The 18988-nt window shown below is 34.8% G+C and carries 17 protein-coding genes; 13 read left to right on the top strand and 4 right to left on the bottom strand.

Annotation, left to right across the window (positions count from 1 at the left end):
• The first annotated feature begins 77 nt into the window (after positions 1-77).
• The 3 genes from BQ5367_RS04535 to BQ5367_RS04545 all read left to right on the top strand — a co-directional run bounded on the left by BQ5367_RS04535 (position 78) and on the right by BQ5367_RS04545 (position 1708).
• Positions 78-488, top strand: coding sequence for a hypothetical protein (locus tag BQ5367_RS04535; RefSeq protein ID WP_071441370.1), 411 nt, complete (start codon positions 78-80; stop codon positions 486-488).
• 90 nt (positions 489-578) lie between these two features.
• Positions 579-1121 (top strand): hypothetical protein, encoded by a 543-nt coding sequence (locus tag BQ5367_RS04540; RefSeq protein ID WP_071441371.1) that lies wholly within the window; start codon positions 579-581, stop codon positions 1119-1121.
• Complete coding sequence (locus BQ5367_RS04545) at positions 1118-1708, top strand: hypothetical protein (protein WP_071441372.1); 591 nt, start codon at positions 1118-1120, stop codon at positions 1706-1708. Before BQ5367_RS04540 ends, BQ5367_RS04545 begins: the two co-directional genes overlap by 4 nt.
• 19 nt (positions 1709-1727) lie before the next feature.
• Here BQ5367_RS04545 and BQ5367_RS04550 read toward each other — a convergent pair whose 3' ends face one another.
• Positions 1728-2558 carry an undecaprenyl-diphosphate phosphatase gene (locus tag BQ5367_RS04550; protein ID WP_071441373.1) on the bottom strand — a complete coding sequence of 277 codons (831 nt, stop codon included), beginning with the start codon at positions 2556-2558 and terminating at the stop codon, positions 1728-1730.
• Between the two features lie 128 nt (positions 2559-2686).
• Here BQ5367_RS04550 and BQ5367_RS04555 point away from each other — a divergent pair, with 128 nt between their 5' ends.
• On the top strand, positions 2687-3841 hold the full coding sequence (locus BQ5367_RS04555; RefSeq protein WP_083383163.1) for a S1C family serine protease: 1155 nt from the start codon (positions 2687-2689) through the stop codon (positions 3839-3841).
• Between the two features lie 27 nt (positions 3842-3868).
• Here BQ5367_RS04555 and BQ5367_RS04560 read toward each other — a convergent pair whose 3' ends face one another.
• On the bottom strand, positions 3869-4819 hold the full coding sequence (locus BQ5367_RS04560; RefSeq protein WP_071441845.1) for a tRNA modification radical SAM protein MnmL/YtqA: 951 nt from the start codon (positions 4817-4819) through the stop codon (positions 3869-3871).
• A gap of 53 nt (positions 4820-4872) precedes the next feature.
• Here BQ5367_RS04560 and BQ5367_RS04565 point away from each other — a divergent pair, with 53 nt between their 5' ends.
• From BQ5367_RS04565 to gltA, 3 genes are read left to right on the top strand one after another with little or no spacing between them, the layout of a single operon-like run.
• The gene (locus BQ5367_RS04565) at positions 4873-5568 is read left to right on the top strand and encodes a M48 family metallopeptidase (RefSeq protein WP_071441374.1); all 696 of its coding nucleotides are present in this window, start codon (positions 4873-4875) and stop codon (positions 5566-5568) included.
• A 40-nt stretch (positions 5569-5608) separates the two neighbouring features.
• Positions 5609-6448, top strand: coding sequence for a sulfide/dihydroorotate dehydrogenase-like FAD/NAD-binding protein (locus tag BQ5367_RS04570; protein ID WP_071441375.1), 840 nt, complete (start codon positions 5609-5611; stop codon positions 6446-6448).
• Positions 6448-7830, top strand: a complete 1383-nt coding sequence (gltA, locus tag BQ5367_RS04575) for an NADPH-dependent glutamate synthase (RefSeq protein WP_071441376.1) — start codon at positions 6448-6450, stop codon at positions 7828-7830. Before BQ5367_RS04570 ends, gltA begins: the two co-directional genes overlap by 1 nt.
• Before the next feature lie 28 nt (positions 7831-7858).
• Here gltA and BQ5367_RS04580 read toward each other — a convergent pair whose 3' ends face one another.
• Entirely contained in the window at positions 7859-12475 is a 4617-nt protein-coding gene (locus BQ5367_RS04580; RefSeq protein ID WP_071441377.1) for a SpaA isopeptide-forming pilin-related protein, read from the bottom strand.
• A gap of 127 nt (positions 12476-12602) precedes the next feature.
• On the opposite strand from BQ5367_RS04580, the gene BQ5367_RS04585 reads away from it, so the two are divergent.
• From BQ5367_RS04585 to BQ5367_RS04595, 3 genes are read left to right on the top strand one after another with little or no spacing between them, the layout of a single operon-like run.
• The gene (locus BQ5367_RS04585; RefSeq protein ID WP_071441378.1) at positions 12603-13187 is read left to right on the top strand and encodes an ABC transporter transmembrane domain-containing protein; all 585 of its coding nucleotides are present in this window, start codon (positions 12603-12605) and stop codon (positions 13185-13187) included.
• On the top strand, positions 13184-14248 hold the full coding sequence (locus tag BQ5367_RS04590; protein WP_071441379.1) for an ATP-binding cassette domain-containing protein: 1065 nt from the start codon (positions 13184-13186) through the stop codon (positions 14246-14248). The genes BQ5367_RS04585 and BQ5367_RS04590 overlap by 4 nt, the downstream gene beginning before the upstream one ends.
• 37 nt (positions 14249-14285) lie before the next feature.
• Complete coding sequence (locus tag BQ5367_RS04595; protein ID WP_071441380.1) at positions 14286-14615, top strand: hypothetical protein; 330 nt, start codon at positions 14286-14288, stop codon at positions 14613-14615.
• Between the two features lie 202 nt (positions 14616-14817).
• Here BQ5367_RS04595 and BQ5367_RS04600 read toward each other — a convergent pair whose 3' ends face one another.
• Entirely contained in the window at positions 14818-16704 is a 1887-nt protein-coding gene (locus BQ5367_RS04600; RefSeq protein ID WP_071441381.1) for a BglG family transcription antiterminator, read from the bottom strand.
• A 132-nt stretch (positions 16705-16836) separates the two neighbouring features.
• Between BQ5367_RS04600 and BQ5367_RS04605 the strand changes: the two genes are divergently transcribed.
• From BQ5367_RS04605 to BQ5367_RS04615, 3 genes are read left to right on the top strand one after another with little or no spacing between them, the layout of a single operon-like run.
• Complete coding sequence (locus tag BQ5367_RS04605; protein WP_071441382.1) at positions 16837-17163, top strand: PTS lactose/cellobiose transporter subunit IIA; 327 nt, start codon at positions 16837-16839, stop codon at positions 17161-17163.
• Positions 17164-17174: 11 nt separating this feature from the next.
• Complete coding sequence (locus BQ5367_RS04610) at positions 17175-18488, top strand: PTS sugar transporter subunit IIC (RefSeq protein WP_071441383.1); 1314 nt, start codon at positions 17175-17177, stop codon at positions 18486-18488.
• Positions 18489-18539: 51 nt separating this feature from the next.
• The gene (locus BQ5367_RS04615) at positions 18540-18860 is read left to right on the top strand and encodes a PTS sugar transporter subunit IIB (RefSeq protein ID WP_071441384.1); all 321 of its coding nucleotides are present in this window, start codon (positions 18540-18542) and stop codon (positions 18858-18860) included.
• The last annotated feature ends 128 nt before the right edge of the window (positions 18861-18988 follow it).

Here is an 18988-nt window from a genome sequence, read left to right on the forward strand (position 1 = left end):
ATATGCATAAGTGACAGTTTTGACATTTTTGTTTGATTGAAGTGTGTTATAATGAAAAAACCAAAGGAGAGATTGTCATGAAGGATAAATTTAGGAAGTTTATGACGGGAAGGTACGGTGTAGACCAATTAAGTAATGGTCTAAATGTGCTGTTTTTTATTTTAGTGATTCTTGGTATTTTGACACGAAACAACATTATCCTATTCTTATCTTTAGTACCAATGATCTATAACTATTTCCGTATGTTCTCTAAAAATTTCAGTAAACGTTATAATGAAAATAGAATCTATACAAATATGATGTCACCTGTCTATAATTTTGTAGATAAAATTAAATATAAATTTCAGAAAAATAAAAAACGTGATAAAAAGAAATATAAATATTATCACTGTAAGAATTGCGGCCAGGAATTAAGAATTCCAAGAGGCAAGGGTAAAGTAACGATTACTTGTCCGATATGTAAGCATTCATTTGATGGAAGAAGCTAAGGCTTCTTTTTTCAATTAAAAAGAAAAGCATGATCATATTAAAATGGTTTTCTTATACGCTTATATAACGGAATATGTTAAAATAGAAACATGAAAATATGCTTATTTTTATATCTGTATATTCTTTATCCATTCTATACATTGTGGTTTGCTTCACATGCATCACTGATTCATGAGAATCTTTCCTATGTAGGAAATTTGAAGGGAATGCATACCTATTTTATTATTTGGGCAGTGATGTGTGAAATAGCTTTGGTAATTGGATTTTATAAATGTCTTCCTAAGTGCATTCATGCAAAGATGTTATTTCCTTTGATCGTGATTAGTGCCTTCTTGTTTTTGGGATCCTCAATATTGCCATATTTGCCGCAAAGCTATCCGCTATCGGCTCAATTTCATATTCTATTGTCGTTTATAGGCTTATTGATGATCTTGGCAGTAATTGCAATGATGGTATTTTCATTGCATTTATCTTATTCCATCTTTCCCTATGATTATATACTTATGTTAATCTATGGGATGGCTTTAGGAATATATGGAGCTCATTATATGAGCGTAAATTCGCTTGTGGAAGTATTTTTGGGAATTACACTTCCTATTTATTTATTTCATTTGGGAGGCAGGTTACAATGAAAAAGGGTTTTCTTTGTTTATTACTATTATGTTTAAGTGGATGTGTCAATGGGTATACACTGATACGTGAATCTGACAGTGATGCCGTTAAGATCATTATTCTGGCAGATGAAAATAAACGTGAACTGGTAAACTTACAAATTGAAAATACGGAAGTTGTTTTCTGTCAAAATGATTGTACACAAGAAATCGAGGAAGCTGAAAATGAATATGCAGATGGTCTTGTAGCTATTGGCAATACAGCTTTACAGGCAGTGGATGACTATGAAAATACTAATGAGATACCTGTTATTAAAGTCATGATGAATGATCCATTGGAGTCATTGAAAAAGCTATTTCCTCAATATCAGAATTGGGTAGCAGCTAGTGATAGTGAAAATGTTGAAGAAGCGGATGCTCTTTATTATGCAGAAGGAGCAGAAGTAACAACAGATAAACCATTTTATCAGGAAGATAATCCGCAAAGTATTTGTACGCTGATACCGGATAGGGAACAGCTTGTAAGTGAACTTGAAACAAAAATAAGCCTGCTTTTAGAAAACAGGCTTAGAGAATATAATATATATCTTGAATGGATTGTCAAATAAGAGGGCGTTTAAGCTTTTTTTACACGAAAAATGGAATGACTACAAAATAAATGAATACAATTGCTCCTAAAATAATACGATAGTAACCAAATACTTCAAAAGAATGTTTACGGATGTAAGAAAGTAACATTTTAATAGCAACGATACTAACAATAAAAGCTGTAATCATACCAGCCATTAAAACGGCAATATTTTGTATCGTTAATATACCGTCGTAACGTATCAGATCTAAAAGACTTGCACCGAGCATGACCGGAATTGCCAGGAAGAAAGAGAATTCACTGGCTGTTTTACGGTTGAGTCCTAAAAGGGTACTTCCCATAATTGTAGCTCCTGAACGGCTTGTTCCTGGAATCAGTGCTAACATCTGGAAGACACCAATCTGGGCAGCTTTGACAGAAGTGATCTCATTTAGACGGTTAACAGTAGGACGTCTTTTACGCCTTTCAATAACGATAAAGCCAACGCCATAAACAATTAATGTAATTGAAATAACGGGCGGGTTGAAAAACCATGCTTTAATCTGATCGTTAAACAGAACTCCAATAATCCCGGCTGGAACACAGGCAATTAGAATTTTGACCCACAAGTTAATCGTTTCCTTTTTTTCGCTGATAGATTTTCTTTTTGAAAAAGGATTTAAACGATTAAAGTACATAAGTACAACTGCCAGGATAGAGCCGAATTGTACGACAACTAGAAATAGTTCAACAAATGTTTCGCCGCCTGCGAGCTGTAGGAACTCATCTACGAGTATCATATGACCCGTACTGCTGATTGGAAGCCATTCAGTAATTCCTTGAATAATGCCCAGGATAATGGCTTTTAGTATTTCTATCAAAAAATCCATATAAAAATCTCCTTTATGATATTTCTATTGTAACACAAAAAAAACAATCTTCACAAATATTTCACAAAGTTATCATTTTTATGACACATCATAAGTGTATAGTATAATACTGCAAGGGAGGTATTAGTATGGATGATGAAAACATTGTAGAAACAGAAGTTCATGAAACCGAAATAAAAGAAGAAAAAAAAGAAAAAAAGAATAAATCGAAAGTAATTTGGATATTCATTTGTGCTTTAGTAGGCTTTGTAAGTGGTATTGGCGGTACTTTCCTTACGCTTCAGTTAAGCGGAGGTATCAGCAGCAACACAGATGTGATATACCAGTCTGTTGTTCAAACAAATGAAGATGGTGAAGCTGTTGATGAAATGTCAACTGTGGATGTTGTTGAGAATGTAAAAGATAGTATTGTTGAAATTACGACATCTAAAACAGAAACGACCGTATTCTTGCAGCAGTATGTAACAAGCGGTGCCGGCAGTGGAGTTGTTTTTAGCGATGCAGGCTTGATCGTTACAAATCATCATGTTATTGACGGTGCTGATGAGATTAAAGTCAGATTAACAAATGGTGATGAATATGATGCTGAATTAATTGCGAGCGATGCTCAGAGTGATCTGGCTGTGTTGAGAATCGATGCAGAGAATCTGACACCTGTGGTTTTAGGTGATTCGGATACGCTGAATGTTGGTGAAAGTGTTATTGCTATAGGTAATCCGCTAGGGTCATTAGGCGGCACAGTAACAGAAGGGATTCTTTCTGCTAAGGATCGTGAGATCACAATTGATGGGCAAAGCATGACGCTGCTTCAGACAAGCGCTGCTATCAATCCAGGTAATTCAGGTGGCGGTTTGTTTAATTCTAAAGGTGAATTAATTGGTGTCGTTAATGCGAAATCAAGTGGTAGTGATATTGAAGGATTAGGATTTGCTATTCCTATTAATATTGCGAAAAGTGTCGTAAATGATCTTGTGGAAAATGGCAAGGTTAGTGGAAGAATTACATTAGGAATTACTTATTATGAAATTAGTAGCATTACTCAAGCGATGGAACATGGTGTAAATGTATTAGGACTTTTAGTAAGTGAAGTTACACCAAACAGTAATGCTGCAGCTGCAGGTATTCAGGCAAATGATGTTATTGTTGAAGCAGATGGCGAACAAGTAACGACTAGCGATGATTTGCGAAGTGCTCTAAGCTCACATAAAATTGGAGATACGATGACTTTCACTGTTGTCCGTGATAAAGAATATGTTGAATTAAGCTGTACGCTGGCGGAATAGCGAAATTAAAAATCTGTGACTGATGATCTAGTCACAGATTTTTTTTGAATTATTCATTCCTTGATATATGTTATTGCGTGCCATATATTTATCAATTTCATTTAAGACACAAACTTTTTTTATGGTCCATAAGGGAGCAATTAATTCACTGGCAATGCCATCCCCTGTTAAACGTTCAATGATGATCTCTTTGGGAAGATAAGTTAACTGTTCACAAACGATTTCCACATATTCTTCTAAAGTTAAGATATGGAATGGCTTTTTCTCATATTCGTTAGCCATAACTGTATTTTTCAAAAGATGAAGCATATGGATCTTAACAGCGTGAATGGGTAGTGAAGCAATTGTCTGAATCGTTTCGATCATCATGTCTTTTGTTTCATAAGGAAGACCATTGATAATATGAACACAGATCTTACAGTTTGTTTTAGAAAGTTTATCAATGGCTTTTAAAAAACAGGCAAAGTCATGAGCACGATTGATTCTTTGGGCAGTTTCATCATGAATGGTCTGTAAACCGACTTCAACCCAAATATCTTTATAGGAAGTTAAAGAATCAAGGTAGGCAATATTTTCATCATTAAGACAGTCCGCCCTTGTTGCAATACAGACAGCGACAACATCTTCTCTTTGAACAAAAGGTTCAAAAAGTTCTTTCAGCTTTTCAAGAGGACCATAGGTGTTCGTATAGGCTTGAAAATAAGCCATTCCTTTCCCATGAGGCCATTTCTTTCGTAAAAGCTTTACTCCTTCCTCGTATTGGGTCATGATATCTTCATGATGGATAATACTATCGCCACTGCCTAATGCACTACAGAAAGTACAGCCACCCGTTGCTTTGCTGCCATCTCGATTCGGACAGGTAAAACCACCATCGAGTGGAACTTTAAAAACTTTTTCATGGTAAGTATTTTTTAGATAATAATTAAATGTATGGTATCTTTTGTTGTCATTTGAATAGATAAATGGATTTTTCATGATAATAGTATAACATATTTGCATCTGCTTCTTAAATTCATTATAATAAATTCATGTTAAGAAAAATCAAAGTGAACAATCTTGAAATTCCATATACACTGATTATCAAGAATGTGAAAAATATAAATTTGCATATTACCCGGAATGGCGAAATTGTCGTATCCTGCAATGCTTATGTACCACTTAAGAAGGTGGATGAGTTTGTGGGCATGAAATGTCAGTGGATTTTTGAAAAGATAGCGATGATCCAAAGACAACAGAAAATTCTTCAGGATGACCAGCGTTTTTTATTTCTAGGTAAAAGCTATCCAATCAAAACAGTTTTATCTAGAACTAGTGGCGTTCGGCTGAGTGAAGGAATTTGTATGATATATAAAAAAGAAAATGAAGATGAATTAAAGATATTGGCTAAATATGAAAAGGAAATGACGCAAAAAATATTGAGTCAGAAAATGAAGTCGGTATATGAAATAATGAATCTTGATTATGGTATCAGTGAGCCAACGCTTAAAATTCGTAAAATGACGAGTCGATGGGGAAGCTGTACACCTAAAAAGAATCAGATTACTTTGAATTCACAGCTGATTCATTATAATGAGCGTTTTATTGATTATGTTGTAATTCATGAATATGCTCATTTGATTCAGCCAAATCATTCAAAAGCATTTTATGCAATTATTGAGAAATATATGCCTGATTATAAAGAAGTAAGTAAAAATGGACCAAAATTATTCGATTTAAATGATTGATTTTATGGTATGATTATCAAGAAAAAAGGAGGAGAGCAACATGGTAAGAATCGTTGAAAAGAAGCGTCTAAATCCAACCGTGACGCAGATAGTCGTAGAGCATGAAAGAATTGCGAAAAAGGCGAAAGCAGGACAGTTTATTATTCTGCGTGTTGATGAAAAAGGAGAGCGGATTCCTTTGACAATTGCAGATACGGATCCAGAAAAACATACCGTTACGATTATTTTTCAAATCGTTGGTGCAACAACGAAAAAGCTAAATGAATTGAATGAGAATGATTATATTCATGATTTTGTGGGTCCTTTAGGAAAACCAAGTGAAATTGAAGGACTGAAAAAAGTATGCGTTATTGGTGGCGGTGTAGGCTGTGCTATTGCTTATCCAACTGCAAAGGCCCTTCATCAGCAGGGAAGTGATGTTACAACGATTGTTGGCTTTAGAAATAAGGATCTATTGATATTAGAGGATGAATTTAAGCAGGTAAGCGATCGTTTTTATATTATGAGCGATGATGGCAGCGTAGGTGAAAAAGGTGTCGTTACTAATGCTTTGGAACGACTTTTGGAAAAGGAAACTTTTGATTGTGTGATTGCTATCGGACCGCTTGTGATGATGAAATTTGTATCGTTGATGACAAAGAAATACAACGTTAAGACGGTCGTATCAATGAATCCGATCATGATCGATGGAACAGGCATGTGTGGCGGATGCCGGTTGAGCGTAGGCGGTAAGACGAAGTTTGCCTGTGTAGATGGACCGGATTTTGATGGTCATGAGGTAGATTTTGATGAAGCGATAAGCCGTAATACATCCTATCGGGAATTTGAAAAGCATGCCTATGAAAAGACATGTGCTCTTCTAAATAAGGAGGTGCAGTGATGCCGAACATGAGTTTGAAACGGGTTGAGATGCCTGTGCAGGATGGAAAAGTACGTAGTGGAAATATTGATGAAGTAGCTTTAGGATATACTGAAGAGATGGCCGTAGAAGAAGCAAACAGATGTTTGGACTGCAAGCATAAGCCTTGTATGCAGGGATGTCCTGTGTCGATTCATATTCCTGATTTTATCCGTGAGGTAAGGGAAAAGAATTTTGAAAAGGCTTATGGGATTCTTAAATCAACGAGTTCTTTACCAGCTGTCTGTGGTCGTGTGTGTCCTCAGGAAAATCAGTGTGAAAAATATTGTGTACGAGCTATTAAAGGTGAAAGTGTCGGTATCGGAAGATTAGAACGCTTTGTAGCGGATTGGGCTAGAGAGAATCTAAAGGAAGAAATGACAAAACCTGTTACAAATGGACATAAAGTAGCTATTGTAGGGGCAGGACCAAGTGGTCTGACTTGTGCAGGTGATCTGGCTAAGCTGGGATATGAGGTTACTGTGTTTGAAGCCTTACATGTAGCAGGAGGCGTTCTGGTTTATGGTATTCCGGAATTTAGATTACCAAAGGCGATTGTTCAGCATGAAATCGATGCTTTGGGAAAAATGGGTGTTCATATTGAATGTGATAGTGTCATTGGAAGAAGTGAAACTGTTGATGAATTATTTGATGAAGGCTTTGAAGCAGTCTTTATTGGCAGCGGAGCAGGACTTCCTAATTTCATGGGATTAGAGGGTGAAAACTTAAAAGGTGTTTTCTCAGCAAATGAATATCTGACACGCTTTAATCTAATGAAGGCCTATCAGGAAGATAGTGATACACCGATTTATAAAGCTCATAAATGTGTTGTTGTCGGCGGCGGCAATGTTGCGATGGATGCTGCCAGAAGTGCCAGACGTTTGGGAGCTGAGGTAACGATCGTTTATCGAAGAAGCATGGAAGAACTTCCGGCACGTCATGAAGAAGTAGAACATGCCATGGAAGAAGGAATTGAATTCAAACTATTAACAAACCCAGTGAAGGTTATTGGAGAAGAGGGCTGGATCAGTGGTGTTGAATGTGTGGAAATGGAATTGGGTGAAGAGGATGCTTCCGGAAGAAGAAGACCGATTGTGAAAGAGGGAAGCAATTTTATCATTGACTGTGATTGCATGATCATGGCCATCGGTACAAGTCCGAATCCATTGCTTCGCTCAACGACCAAAGGCTTAGAAACAAATCCTAAAGGATGCCTTTTGGTGGATGAACAGGGAATGACAACAAGAGAAGGTGTATTTGCCGGAGGAGATGCTGTCAGTGGTGCAGCAACGGTCATTCAGGCAATGGGAGCTGGAAAGAAGTGTGCGGCTTCTATTCATGAATATATTCAAAACAAGCTGTAAAAGGCTTGTTTTTTCAAAAGAGGATGCATCAATAAGCATCCTCATATTTTTTCTTTAAAAGAATGAACAGGAAACAGGAAATGATGCATAGAAGAACATAAGAGAATCGTGAAATATCTCCGGTTTCAGATGATTTTGATGGTATAGGCATATTGGCAAAAGAAATTGCATAAGAATCATCTTGTTTCAAAAGAGTATCATCAACAAAGACCCCTTCTTCACCAATTACTATTTTAACGATCTTATCACTAAGAAGATAACCTTCAGGTGCCTGGCTTTCTTTAAGATACCATGTTCCATAAGGAAGATTCATTTCTATACGTCCTTCCTCATCCGGCAATATATCCATAACTTTATTTTTACATTCTACATCATCATAAAGTGTAAATTTAATTGTATCAGACAAAATTTTCTGAAAAGTTTGTGCATGAATCTTAGTGATTTGAAAATGAAACTGTTTCAATTCATTGACAATGTGTTCTCCTTGATTGATGAGCACCTTGACTGTTTCTTCACTTGACGGATCAATAGAAAAATCATATTCTTTCTCATCTAAGATATATGCAGGATGTGTATTGATTTCTTTTAAGTAGTAATTTCCAAAAGGAAGACGTGGAATATGAAGAAATTGTCCTTTTTCATCGATACCTAACGTAGTAATTAATGTATCAGGTTCAATTACAGCATTGCCTTTGTGATCATAAATGTAGTCACGAGTATAAATTGCATATAAAACATCTTCATACGCTTTTTCATCTAAAGCATTATTTTCTTCTAGAAGCTTTGTAAATACAATGTCATAATCTGGAAGATCATTTTTTAAAACAGAGTGAATTTCATAAGGAATTGTTGTATGTGTCGTTTTGATTTCAAACTCATGCTTTTCAGTGTTACTTATATATCCTAAAGGTGATTTTGTTTCTATGTAGTAATATTTTCCTACAGGAAGTTCTTTTGAACAGACACTTTCCCAAGAACTTTTTAAGACCTGTATTGCTTCATCTTTTTCATAATAGACATGTCCACCTAAAATAATGTCTTCAGCTGCATAGATAGTTATCTGGGCATCTGAGAGAAACTCTTCATTAAATTGTGGCATTTGCCCAGTGCCGGCACTACTTTGCCATGGAAGAGTATGAGTAAAAACTTCACCAATCTTTGAAAATTTTAAATGACCTGTATCTAATGTGTTGAACGCTTCAAAAGAATTGCTGATAACAGCATGGATCTGTTCTTTAAAGTGGGTATCAATATTAAAAACTTCATCCGATAAAAGAAAACCATAAGGAGCTTCAATTTCCTTTACATAATAGTGAATTTCATCATCTAAGGAAATTGGAAGATCTGCGTTGAATGTAAGCCTGCCATTCTCATCTGTAACAGCTTTTTCGATCAATGTATCAGCCGGCAATAAAATAATGCCATCAAGAACCAGATCCGTTTTAGTGTATAAGCCATAGATGGCACCGGATAATAAATTTCCTTCGTCATCTTTCTTTGTTAGTTCGATTGATACTTTCTGACGGTCATTTTTAAAACTGATCTTTTCTGAAACGACTTCTACGCTCTGTTTTTCATATTCAAGTTTTACTCTTTGAATTTCAGTGTTCAGTACCATGCCATTCTGTACCTTGATTTCTTCAATTCTATATTCACCTAATGGAAGCTTGCTGGATGTTGCATAGCCGTTAGTTCCGGTCGTAATCGTTTCTGCGATTTCATCTTTTTCGTATAGAATGGTGCCATCATTGGATGGATCCATGATATTTGCATCTGCAATGATCTGGAATTCTGTATCGGACTGTCCTTTTGATTCATAATCAAAGGAATAGTTTCCATCATCGTTCTGATGGATGCCTGTGAAGACTTCGCCTTCTTTATATACCGTGATCTGTCCTTTAACAGAAATATCTTCCATTTCAACCGTGATCACAGGTGTCCGACCATCTTCACCAGCTTCATATACACCATCCTCTGAAACCGTAAATTTTACTGGCTCAGTGTTCAATACATAGCCATTTGGAGCCGTAATCTCTTCCAGCTGATAGTTACCGTACATGATAACATCATTTAAATAAACGATGCCCTGATCTGTCGTTGACCATGTGTCTACGGTGTGGGGAATAGGGAACCAGACAAACTGAGTCAAATATTCATTCGTATCAAGATTCTTAATTTTGAAAGTCGTATTTGGCAGTAAAACAGTCTTGCCGGTTTCAGCATCTTTCTTCACAAGTTTCAGCATACCTTCAAATGGCGCATCATTCATGATGATCCAAGGCTGAGGTTCATCGCTGTCTTCAGTGATCGTAACAATGAAATCATCAACTTTGTAATGCTCATCCGGTACTTTTGTTTCTTTTACGATGTAAACTCCATAAGGAAGTCTTTGTGATTCAAGGTATCCTTTGGAATCAGTCGTTGAAACATCATAGGCTGGTGCATGATCCCATCCCATTTCATCCACATCTGATTTCAATTTAGCTGTAAATTCTGCCCCTTCCAGTGCAGGGGTTTCGCCTGTAGAGCCATCAGTACCGATCTTGATCAGACTATATGCCTGTTCATTCGGTTTATCCTTGTGCGTTACAGAAACACTTACATTTGGAGTATTATGGTCTTTATATTCCAGATCAGCCGTTACATCTACAGTGTTGACTACGACAGTTCCATTAGACAAGACTTCATGAACATTATAAGATCCCAGATGCAGATCTGTCCAAGTAATTTGTCCATTGACATCAGTCTTTTTCGTTGTGTTAGGAATCAGGCTATCTTTCGCATACAATACACTGCCATCAGCTGGATCAAGAATATCCTCATGGGCATGAAGCTCATAAGTAACACCTTCCAGTGTAGCATCACCCGTCATTCCAGTTTCAGTTTCATCAAACTCTTTAGTCAAAGTAATACTTCCTTTAACAGGCCGATTGGAGATGGTTCCTTCTTCTACCTCTCCATTTTCATTGATGAAAAACTCTAAAACAGTATCGTCATTCAGTATGTATTTTTCAGGTGTACGTTTTTCTCTTACTGAATAATGTCCGTAAGGAAGATTTGAGAAAGTAACTGAACCATCAGTTCCAGTTGTAGCTGTCTGAATCACTTCATCATTCCAGTTCAATAGTTCAAATGTTGCGGGAGCATCTGTCACTGTCTTGCCGCTATCGGCATCTTTCTTAAAGACCTTGATGCTTCCTTTGATTACTTGATCGGTTACCGTCTGTCTGACAATCACATTTGCCTGATGACCGGTGGTAACCGTTACCTCATATCTTGCAGTATCCTTTTGATAGCCAGTCGGCTCTTTTGTTTCATAGAGCATATATTTTCCTGCATAAAGATTTTCCCATGGATTCATGGAGCCATTAGATACAGTGGTTCGTTGCCCTATTATCGTACCAGATTTTAGAACAACTTCACCAGTTGATGGATGAATGATATCCTCTGCAACTGCCAGTTCATAGATGGCTCCTTGCAAAGTTGCCTCACCTTGTGGCGCACTTCCCGTTTCAGCATCCTGTTTTATTGCGATAATACTTCCTTTACCAATCGTATTGGTTTGAGTATAAGTAACCGTTTCATTCGACTGTATCATAACTGATTTGATTGATGGATCTAATACTAAGCCTTCTGGTACAGAAATTTCTTGGATATATACTGTTTGAGGTAATAAATCTTGAATCGCTACAGAGCCATCATTACCTGTTGTATATGTACCAATTGGATTGCTCATATCAGCATTATAACTAATTCTAAAGCTAGTGTTTGATACATGATTACCTTCATTATCCTGCTTAACTATATTTAATGAACCATAATGTTTTACATTGATATGTAATGAGGCACTTGCATAATTAGTTAACTTCAATGTACTAACTGCTTGCGAATCTGTTCCTATATTTTTTACGGCAAATAAAACCCCCATACTTGATGACATGATATTCTGTTTCAGATGAATAGTAGCATTTTCATCAGCCTCAGAGCCTGCTGTTATAGTAAGCTGATCATTTGTTTTTGATAGGGTTAGACCTTTCGATGCTGATACTGTGTATTGATCCAATATATGATTGGTGTCAGTTAATGTAATACTCTCATTTTGGTTCAAAGAAATAGTTTGTCCATCAAAAGAAGGCTTTACTTCCATTTGATTGACTTTATCTAGGACATTCTTTTTCCAGGCCTCCATACTTTTTGGAGTTGGATATTTAGTTGGATGAAGATAATGACCTCCATCTTCTCTGCCACCTAATTCATCCCAAATTAGATTCTGTGTCAATACATAATTATCTTCGGTTGGATTAATGTCATAACCAAAATATTTAATATAAGTTAAACGTTTCTGCATTTCTAATGAAATAGGCTGATTGTTCACGATGATGTTTGAAAAAGAAATTTCGTTATTTGACCCAACATGGACAATATGCCCAGGCTCAATACAAAATGCTGTTTCACCATCAATCGTAATCAAAGCTGGCTTTCCAGTCTGATTTCCCCAGCTCGCATACCATCCGTCAAAAGGAAAGCTTATCTCAACATGATGCGAGGTAGCTTTTACAGCAATGCCATTTGAAAGAGTTCCAATAGCACATAATAAAGCTAATAAAACGTTAAAAATAGAAGAATTCTTTTTAGATACTTTCATACTTCTGCTCCTCCTACTATTCTTATATGCACCAAAACTCAAAAAAGGAAAAAATTTTCAAAAAATTATAGAATTTAATAAGTTGCTGTAAAAAATAAGACATTATATAATATTAAGGGGGGGATCAATGAGGCTGATATATCGATATTTTATAGACGCTATTCAATCTTATAAACGTTTATTTATAATTTCGCTTATAATTGTTTTTCTCATGACCATAATGAATATGGTGCTTCCTTATGGAATTCGCTTATATTTAGATGTTCTAATAGAGAATGGAAATTGGCAGTATTTTATAATGGGACTTATATTGTTTGAGGGATATTTGTTGATATGTACACTAGTTAAAATAATCTGGTATGCTTCTTTGGATAATTTTGGTGGTCAATATATTAAGGATCTAGAACTTGAAATGGAAACAGCCATTTCTCAAACATCATTAAAGAAAATTGATGAATTGAGTCTTAATAGAATCAAGCATATCATGTATGCCGATTTATTAGATGTTTTTAGAGTGATTGGACACCATATGCCATCTGTGTTTGGTTCGCTTTTGGTAATTGTAGCTATATTGATATTAGCTGTCGTATATGATCCACTCGTTACATTATTTCTCTTTTTTTCTTTGATCATAGGTCTTTGTATTTCTTTCTTTTCAAGAAAAACTATCGCAAAGATGGCGAGCAATACAAATAGTGCATTAAAAAAATGAACACAGATACGAATGAATTTATTGATTTAATGATGTTGCATCAAACAAATCATATTTTAGATTATTTTTTGAACAAAACTTCTTCTACTATCCATAGCTTTATTCAAACAGCTAAAAGAGAAGATAAGATTATATACTTTTTTACAGGTCTGGTGAATAATTATAATACATTATTTAGAATAGCTTTATCGGCTTTTTTATCATTACCTGTAATAAATGGTTCCATTGTAAATTTAGTATTTTTTACATTATTATCAAATATAGTCATGGAAGAGGGCCAAAAGCTAGAGCAACTTATCCAACAAATCATGAAATCATACATTAGTTTTGAAAATGTAGAGAAGCTCAAAAGTCTGCAGCCTCGTCAATTAGAAAATACAACGTTAAATGATATTGAAAGCATTAAATTTCATAATGTTTCGTTTTCGTATCAAGAAAATTCAAAGCATATTTTTGAAAATATAAACTGTGAATTTAAAAAGAATGACTGTATACGCCTTATAGGAGAAAATGGTAGTGGGAAATCAACGCTAGTGAAAATGATTTTAGGTTTATACTCACCTGATAGTGGGTCGGTTACAATCAACGATAGAAACATAGCTGATTATACTCAAGAAAGTCTGAATAGTGAAATTCTTTATTTAAGTCAGGAAGAGAAATTTCTCAATACTACAATTGAAGAATATTTAAGAATCATTTCGAATGATAATATTGATAATAATAAAATTGATAAATGTTCTCAGTTTGCACATTTTGACGTCAGAATGGATACTGTAATTGAAAATAATGGGCAGTCTTTATCAGCTGGGCAACAAAAGAAGCTATTGCTGATGAAACTTTTGCTCAGAATTGAAACATCTTCGGTTATTATTTTAGATGAGGTAGAGGCAGGACTGGATCAGCCAACAAAACAACGATATTATGATTTTATAAATCAAAGCTGTCGAGATTTAAATAAGATATTCATAGTTATCAGTCATGAAAAAAATGCTGATTTTATCTCTTTCAATAAAGAGGTCCAAATTATAAATGGTAAAATGTTTATCAGTAGTTTAAAGTAATAGAAATAGTTATTATAAAAAAGAAAGAAGGATTTTAATGGAAGTATTTCAAATAATCAAAAAAATGGAGTTTTATGAACATGAGTTTACTTTCAAAAATAATGTATATACGTTAGAAATTGAAGGTTCTTTATATAAATTATTATGGAATCTTGATTTAATCATGTATTTTTTCTTTGCGGCTGATCTGTTTCTTTCTATAGATAGTCTTTATCAAAGAACAGAATCTTTTTGGATGACTTTTTTGATATTGATAGCAGCCCTTGTTGTTTTTACTTATGTTATACGTTATATTTTTAGATTTGAGATACGAAAATATATCTGTCGTAAGAAAAAAGTTAAGATAAGTAAAAAAGAACACATATAAAAACATTACCGATAAATATGATTTCGGTAATGTTTTTTTAATAACATAAATGAATTATTAGGGAGAAATGTAACTTCTCATATCAGCAATTCTTTCCAAAACTATATATCAGTGGATATTCACGAGGCAAATAAATTCGTCCAAAATTAATACTGATTATATAATATATGAACTTCGCATGAAGAAATACTGTAAGAGTGATTTACAATTGTGAGATAAACTCACTTAAATCTTTAGAATGAATCAACTTAGGAATTTTTGAAGTGTCGGATAAAGAGCGTATGATAGAGTCATAAACTGTTTTAAAGATTTTCTTATCCTGTTTGGAAATGGTAATTAACAAGACGATATGAATAAGAGAATCATCCCATTGAATACCTTTTTCTGATATCAAAACCGTAAACATCGTTTTCGTATTAGAAAAATCCATCGAATGCGGAATAGCAAATGTATGAAAGAAACAGGTTGTTGATAGGCTTTCCCGGTAGAGTACTTTTTCAGTATATCCTTGTTTTTCTAAACCAAAACCAATAATTTTTTCACAAAGAAAGCGAATAGCACTTTCCTTAGTAGAATATGCATCTGTCTTAAAAAACAGATGTTCATGGAAATAAGAAGATAATACTTTATTTTTGTTTGCAATATCTTTTTCAATCAGTTTTTCATTGATTGCATGATAGATCTTCAACTCATCAGCAACCGTATATAACGGAGAAATGATGATGACTTTTTTGCCAATAATGTTGATTGGCTTGATTGAAATAATTAAATCTACATTGTAGTCAATATTAATATCATCTTCATCGGGAGTAACAACTGTCAGATCGATATAATCCTTATGGTACTTTAATATTTGAGCAGAAACAGTATCTATCAAATTCAGATAATCGCTGCAGATCAATAGAATTTTCACTTTTATCAGGTCAACTTCAGAGGCATTCATCAAAAGGCCGATATGAACAGCAATGAAGCCAATTTCCGAATCAGATATCTCTATATGGAACTCATCAGCTATCTTTTTTGAAATATGGATGGAAACTTCAAAAACAAATGGACAATTTTTCTTTAAGGTATCTAAGATATCATTTGAAATTAATTGATTATTTCTAATTCTTTTGATCATTCCATCAATATGCATGGCAAAGTTTTGCAGGGATTTGAAATAATCAATTGAAAACATATAATAGTTAAAGGTTTCTGAAAGAATCTGATCAATTCTACGAATAAAATCTGGAGCTAAAACAGGGTTTGTTTTCTCATTTGAATGTAAATATTCCTGATTTTTTATTTGTCCAGACAGTAGCAAGGCAATATAAATGATATCTTCTTCATGTGGTTGAATATTCCAGTGTAAGGAATAACTTTTACAAATATCTTTGGAAATCTGATATTCTACAGACTGCTGATCTACATAGTTTTTCGGCAGATCTTTAATATAGATGGCAGATTTCATTCTAAATAGTGCAATTGTAATATTCAGATATAAATTAAATGAGTAGTTTTTATCAACATAATAGCCATGTCTGTTGATTGACTCATTTACAATTGTTTGTATTCTGGTGAAATTCAGTTGATCGAAATATTTTGAAATATTGTTTATGGAATTGAAAGTAGAACTTGTTTCTTCTTTGATCAGCTCCATGATCAGCTTTCTTTTGTAATATTCACTACCTTCGATAGAGATGGATCCTCGTTCACGTTTCAGCTCAAGGTTATGATCCGCTAGTATTTTACTGATTTTTTTGATCTCTTTTTCAAGAGTGCTTACTGAAATATATAACTTGTCTGCAAGCTGATTGATATTGTATGTTTTATTTTTCTTGATCAGCCGCCGAAGAATGATATGTGTATTGTTGGTATTTTCGACAAATAGTGAAGGATCGATCTGTGATAACACAGTTGGATCGATCTTATAGCCATACGGTGTATTTATGATTAAATTTGTTTTTTTATTAATATATGCAATATCGTTCTGAATGGTCCTTTTTGAATAATTTAAAAGCTGCGATAGTCTTTCGCAGGTAATAGTATCATTCTGATTTGTAATCAAATGGATGATTTTCAGTTGCCTATCTGTAAATTGATTCATATTCTTCACCACTTATATTATAATCTATCCTTTTTTCATTTCAATTTTTTATTTACCAGGGGGTACGCAAAAACAAAAATGCACAACATGAGTGTTTGTTATAGAATGATGCCAAGGAGGAAAGCGATAGATATGGAAAAATCACAAGTACAGTTATTAGCGTTTCAATTGATTGCACATTCTGGAGATGCGCTAAATCACTTTAACCTTGCTTTAGACAATGCAGAGGAGGGAAAGTTTCAAGAAGCTCAAAAAGAGATTCATGAAGGAGATAAAGCGCTTGTGGCAGCACATAAAGCACAGACGGGCATGCTTACTTTCGAAGCGAGAAATGAAGTCATAGAATATAGTGTTATCATGATGCATGCCCAGGATCATCTTATGACAACGCTGAATTATGAACGGTTTGCAAAAAGGCTGATCAAGTTGTATGAAAAGATGCTTAACGAAAAAGAATAAAGGAGGAAAAAATGAATAAACTACAAAATTTACTAGAAAAGAAGCTTCTCCCATTAGCTGGTATGATGCAGAGCAATAAGATATTAAGCTCCATATCCAATGGTCTGATGGCTGGAGTTCCATTTATGATTATTGGATCGTTGACGCTGGTAATCAGTACACCACCGGTCGATTACACTACTTTAGATCCGGGAATTATCTATACGTTTATCAAGGGATGGACAGATTTAGCTAACTCGCTTGGTAATATTCTGACAATGGTCAGCTTTGCCAGCATGAATTGCTTTGCTCTGATTTCAAGTGCAGCTATTGGTTATTATTTGGGACAGAAGCTTGGTATCAAGGGATTGTCAGCAATGGTAAACGCATTGGTTGCATTTCTGGTTACTGCTACATTTACATATGACGGTGAATTAATTCAGGGCTTTACAAACTATGGAGGACAAGGTCTTCTGAGTTGTATCATCGTATCAGTATTATCTACTTTGGCATTGTCTTGGCTTATCAATCATAATGTCGGAAAGATCAAAATTGGTGGTGCAGGAGTGCCTCCCGCTATTACCCAAAACTTTGTTACATTAGTACCATGTGCCATTATTGTATTTTCTTGGGCAATCATAAATACGCTATGCATCCAGATTGCCGGGGTAGCATTTCCAAATGTCATTGATTTAGTCATGTCACCTTTAGTATCCATTCTGCTATCTCCTGCTGGAACGATTATTTATTGTCTTCTTTGCAGCTTAGGATGGTGGTTCGGTATTCATGACAACGCCTTCTCAGGTTTCTCACCATTCCTTTGGACAGCATTTTATGCCAATCAGGCAGCTTATGCAGCAGGAACGAACATTTATGAGCTGCCATACATCGTAAATTATGGTATGTATTATACATTTGTAAATATTGGTGGTTGTGGAGCAACCTTTGGTCTTGCGGTGTTATTATTTTTATTCTCTAAATCCAAACAGTGTAAGACAGTTGGTAAATTAGGAATCCTTCCAGCATTTTTCAATATCAATGAACCAATTATCTTTGGTGTTCCGCTGATGATGAATCCGGTATTTATCATTCCTATGGCGATTACAACAAGTGTTAACTTCATTATCACATATGTTGCAACTGCATTGAAGCTGGTGCCGCATGTCGTTTCCTTTGCCGGATGGAATTTGTGGACACCAATTGGTGGCTTTTTAGCAACATTGAGCTGGACAGGGTCGGTTTTGGCAATCGTTCTTATTATAGTAGATATGCTCATCTACTATCCATTCTTTAAAACTTATGATAATCAGAAGTTGAAAGAAGAAGCGAACGATCCAAATCAATAAGGTGTTTTGATGATTTTTCCATAAATATATTATTAATCGCGTATAAAATTTATGAAACTTAATTTATTATTGATCTGCAGTTTAGGAATGTCCAGTAGCATATTGGAGATGAAAATCCGTGAAGAGGCGGAAAAGCGAGGCTATGATTGTAAAGTTCATGCAATCTCTGTTCAAGAAACATCAGAATATGCAGGAGAGCAATATGATGCAGTACTTATTGCTCCACAAATTGTTTATTTGACAAAAGAAATCCAAAAAGATATTCACCAAGATACAGTCTTAGTGAATATGGCTGTTACTGACTATGGCATGATCAAGGCAGACAATATTTTGGATGCGACAATTCAGGCAATTGAAGAACATAAACGATAGAAAAACAAAGGTGTAGTTAGAGAGAAGGAGTAAGGACGAAAAGTAGTACTTAATCGAAAAGAAAAAGAAGAGATTTTAAATAAAAAAGTTAAATAAAAAAAATGAGCGCACTAAAAACAAGTGCACAA

The sequence above is a fragment of the Traorella massiliensis genome, assembly GCF_900104665.1.
Classification (GTDB): Bacteria; Bacillota_I; Bacilli_A; order Erysipelotrichales; family Erysipelotrichaceae; genus Traorella; species Traorella massiliensis.

Excerpts from the sequence above, each read along its gene's own strand:
- BQ5367_RS04535 (WP_071441370.1), top strand. The coding sequence starts at position 78 with ATGAAGGATAAATTTAGGAAGTTTATGACGGGAAGGTACGGTGTAGAC.
- BQ5367_RS04540 (WP_071441371.1), top strand. The coding sequence starts at position 579 with ATGAAAATATGCTTATTTTTATATCTGTATATTCTTTATCCATTCTAT.
- BQ5367_RS04545 (WP_071441372.1), top strand. The coding sequence starts at position 1,118 with ATGAAAAAGGGTTTTCTTTGTTTATTACTATTATGTTTAAGTGGATGT.
- BQ5367_RS04550 (WP_071441373.1), bottom strand. The coding sequence starts at position 2,558 with ATGGATTTTTTGATAGAAATACTAAAAGCCATTATCCTGGGCATTATT.
- BQ5367_RS04555 (WP_083383163.1), top strand. The coding sequence starts at position 2,687 with ATGGATGATGAAAACATTGTAGAAACAGAAGTTCATGAAACCGAAATA.
- BQ5367_RS04560 (WP_071441845.1), bottom strand. The coding sequence starts at position 4,819 with ATGAAAAATCCATTTATCTATTCAAATGACAACAAAAGATACCATACA.
- BQ5367_RS04565 (WP_071441374.1), top strand. The coding sequence starts at position 4,873 with ATGTTAAGAAAAATCAAAGTGAACAATCTTGAAATTCCATATACACTG.
- BQ5367_RS04570 (WP_071441375.1), top strand. The coding sequence starts at position 5,609 with ATGGTAAGAATCGTTGAAAAGAAGCGTCTAAATCCAACCGTGACGCAG.
- gltA (WP_071441376.1), top strand. The coding sequence starts at position 6,448 with ATGCCGAACATGAGTTTGAAACGGGTTGAGATGCCTGTGCAGGATGGA.
- BQ5367_RS04580 (WP_071441377.1), bottom strand. The coding sequence starts at position 12,475 with ATGAAAGTATCTAAAAAGAATTCTTCTATTTTTAACGTTTTATTAGCT.
- BQ5367_RS04585 (WP_071441378.1), top strand. The coding sequence starts at position 12,603 with ATGAGGCTGATATATCGATATTTTATAGACGCTATTCAATCTTATAAA.
- BQ5367_RS04590 (WP_071441379.1), top strand. The coding sequence starts at position 13,184 with ATGAACACAGATACGAATGAATTTATTGATTTAATGATGTTGCATCAA.
- BQ5367_RS04595 (WP_071441380.1), top strand. The coding sequence starts at position 14,286 with ATGGAAGTATTTCAAATAATCAAAAAAATGGAGTTTTATGAACATGAG.
- BQ5367_RS04600 (WP_071441381.1), bottom strand. The coding sequence starts at position 16,704 with ATGAATCAATTTACAGATAGGCAACTGAAAATCATCCATTTGATTACA.
- BQ5367_RS04605 (WP_071441382.1), top strand. The coding sequence starts at position 16,837 with ATGGAAAAATCACAAGTACAGTTATTAGCGTTTCAATTGATTGCACAT.
- BQ5367_RS04610 (WP_071441383.1), top strand. The coding sequence starts at position 17,175 with ATGAATAAACTACAAAATTTACTAGAAAAGAAGCTTCTCCCATTAGCT.
- BQ5367_RS04615 (WP_071441384.1), top strand. The coding sequence starts at position 18,540 with ATGAAACTTAATTTATTATTGATCTGCAGTTTAGGAATGTCCAGTAGC.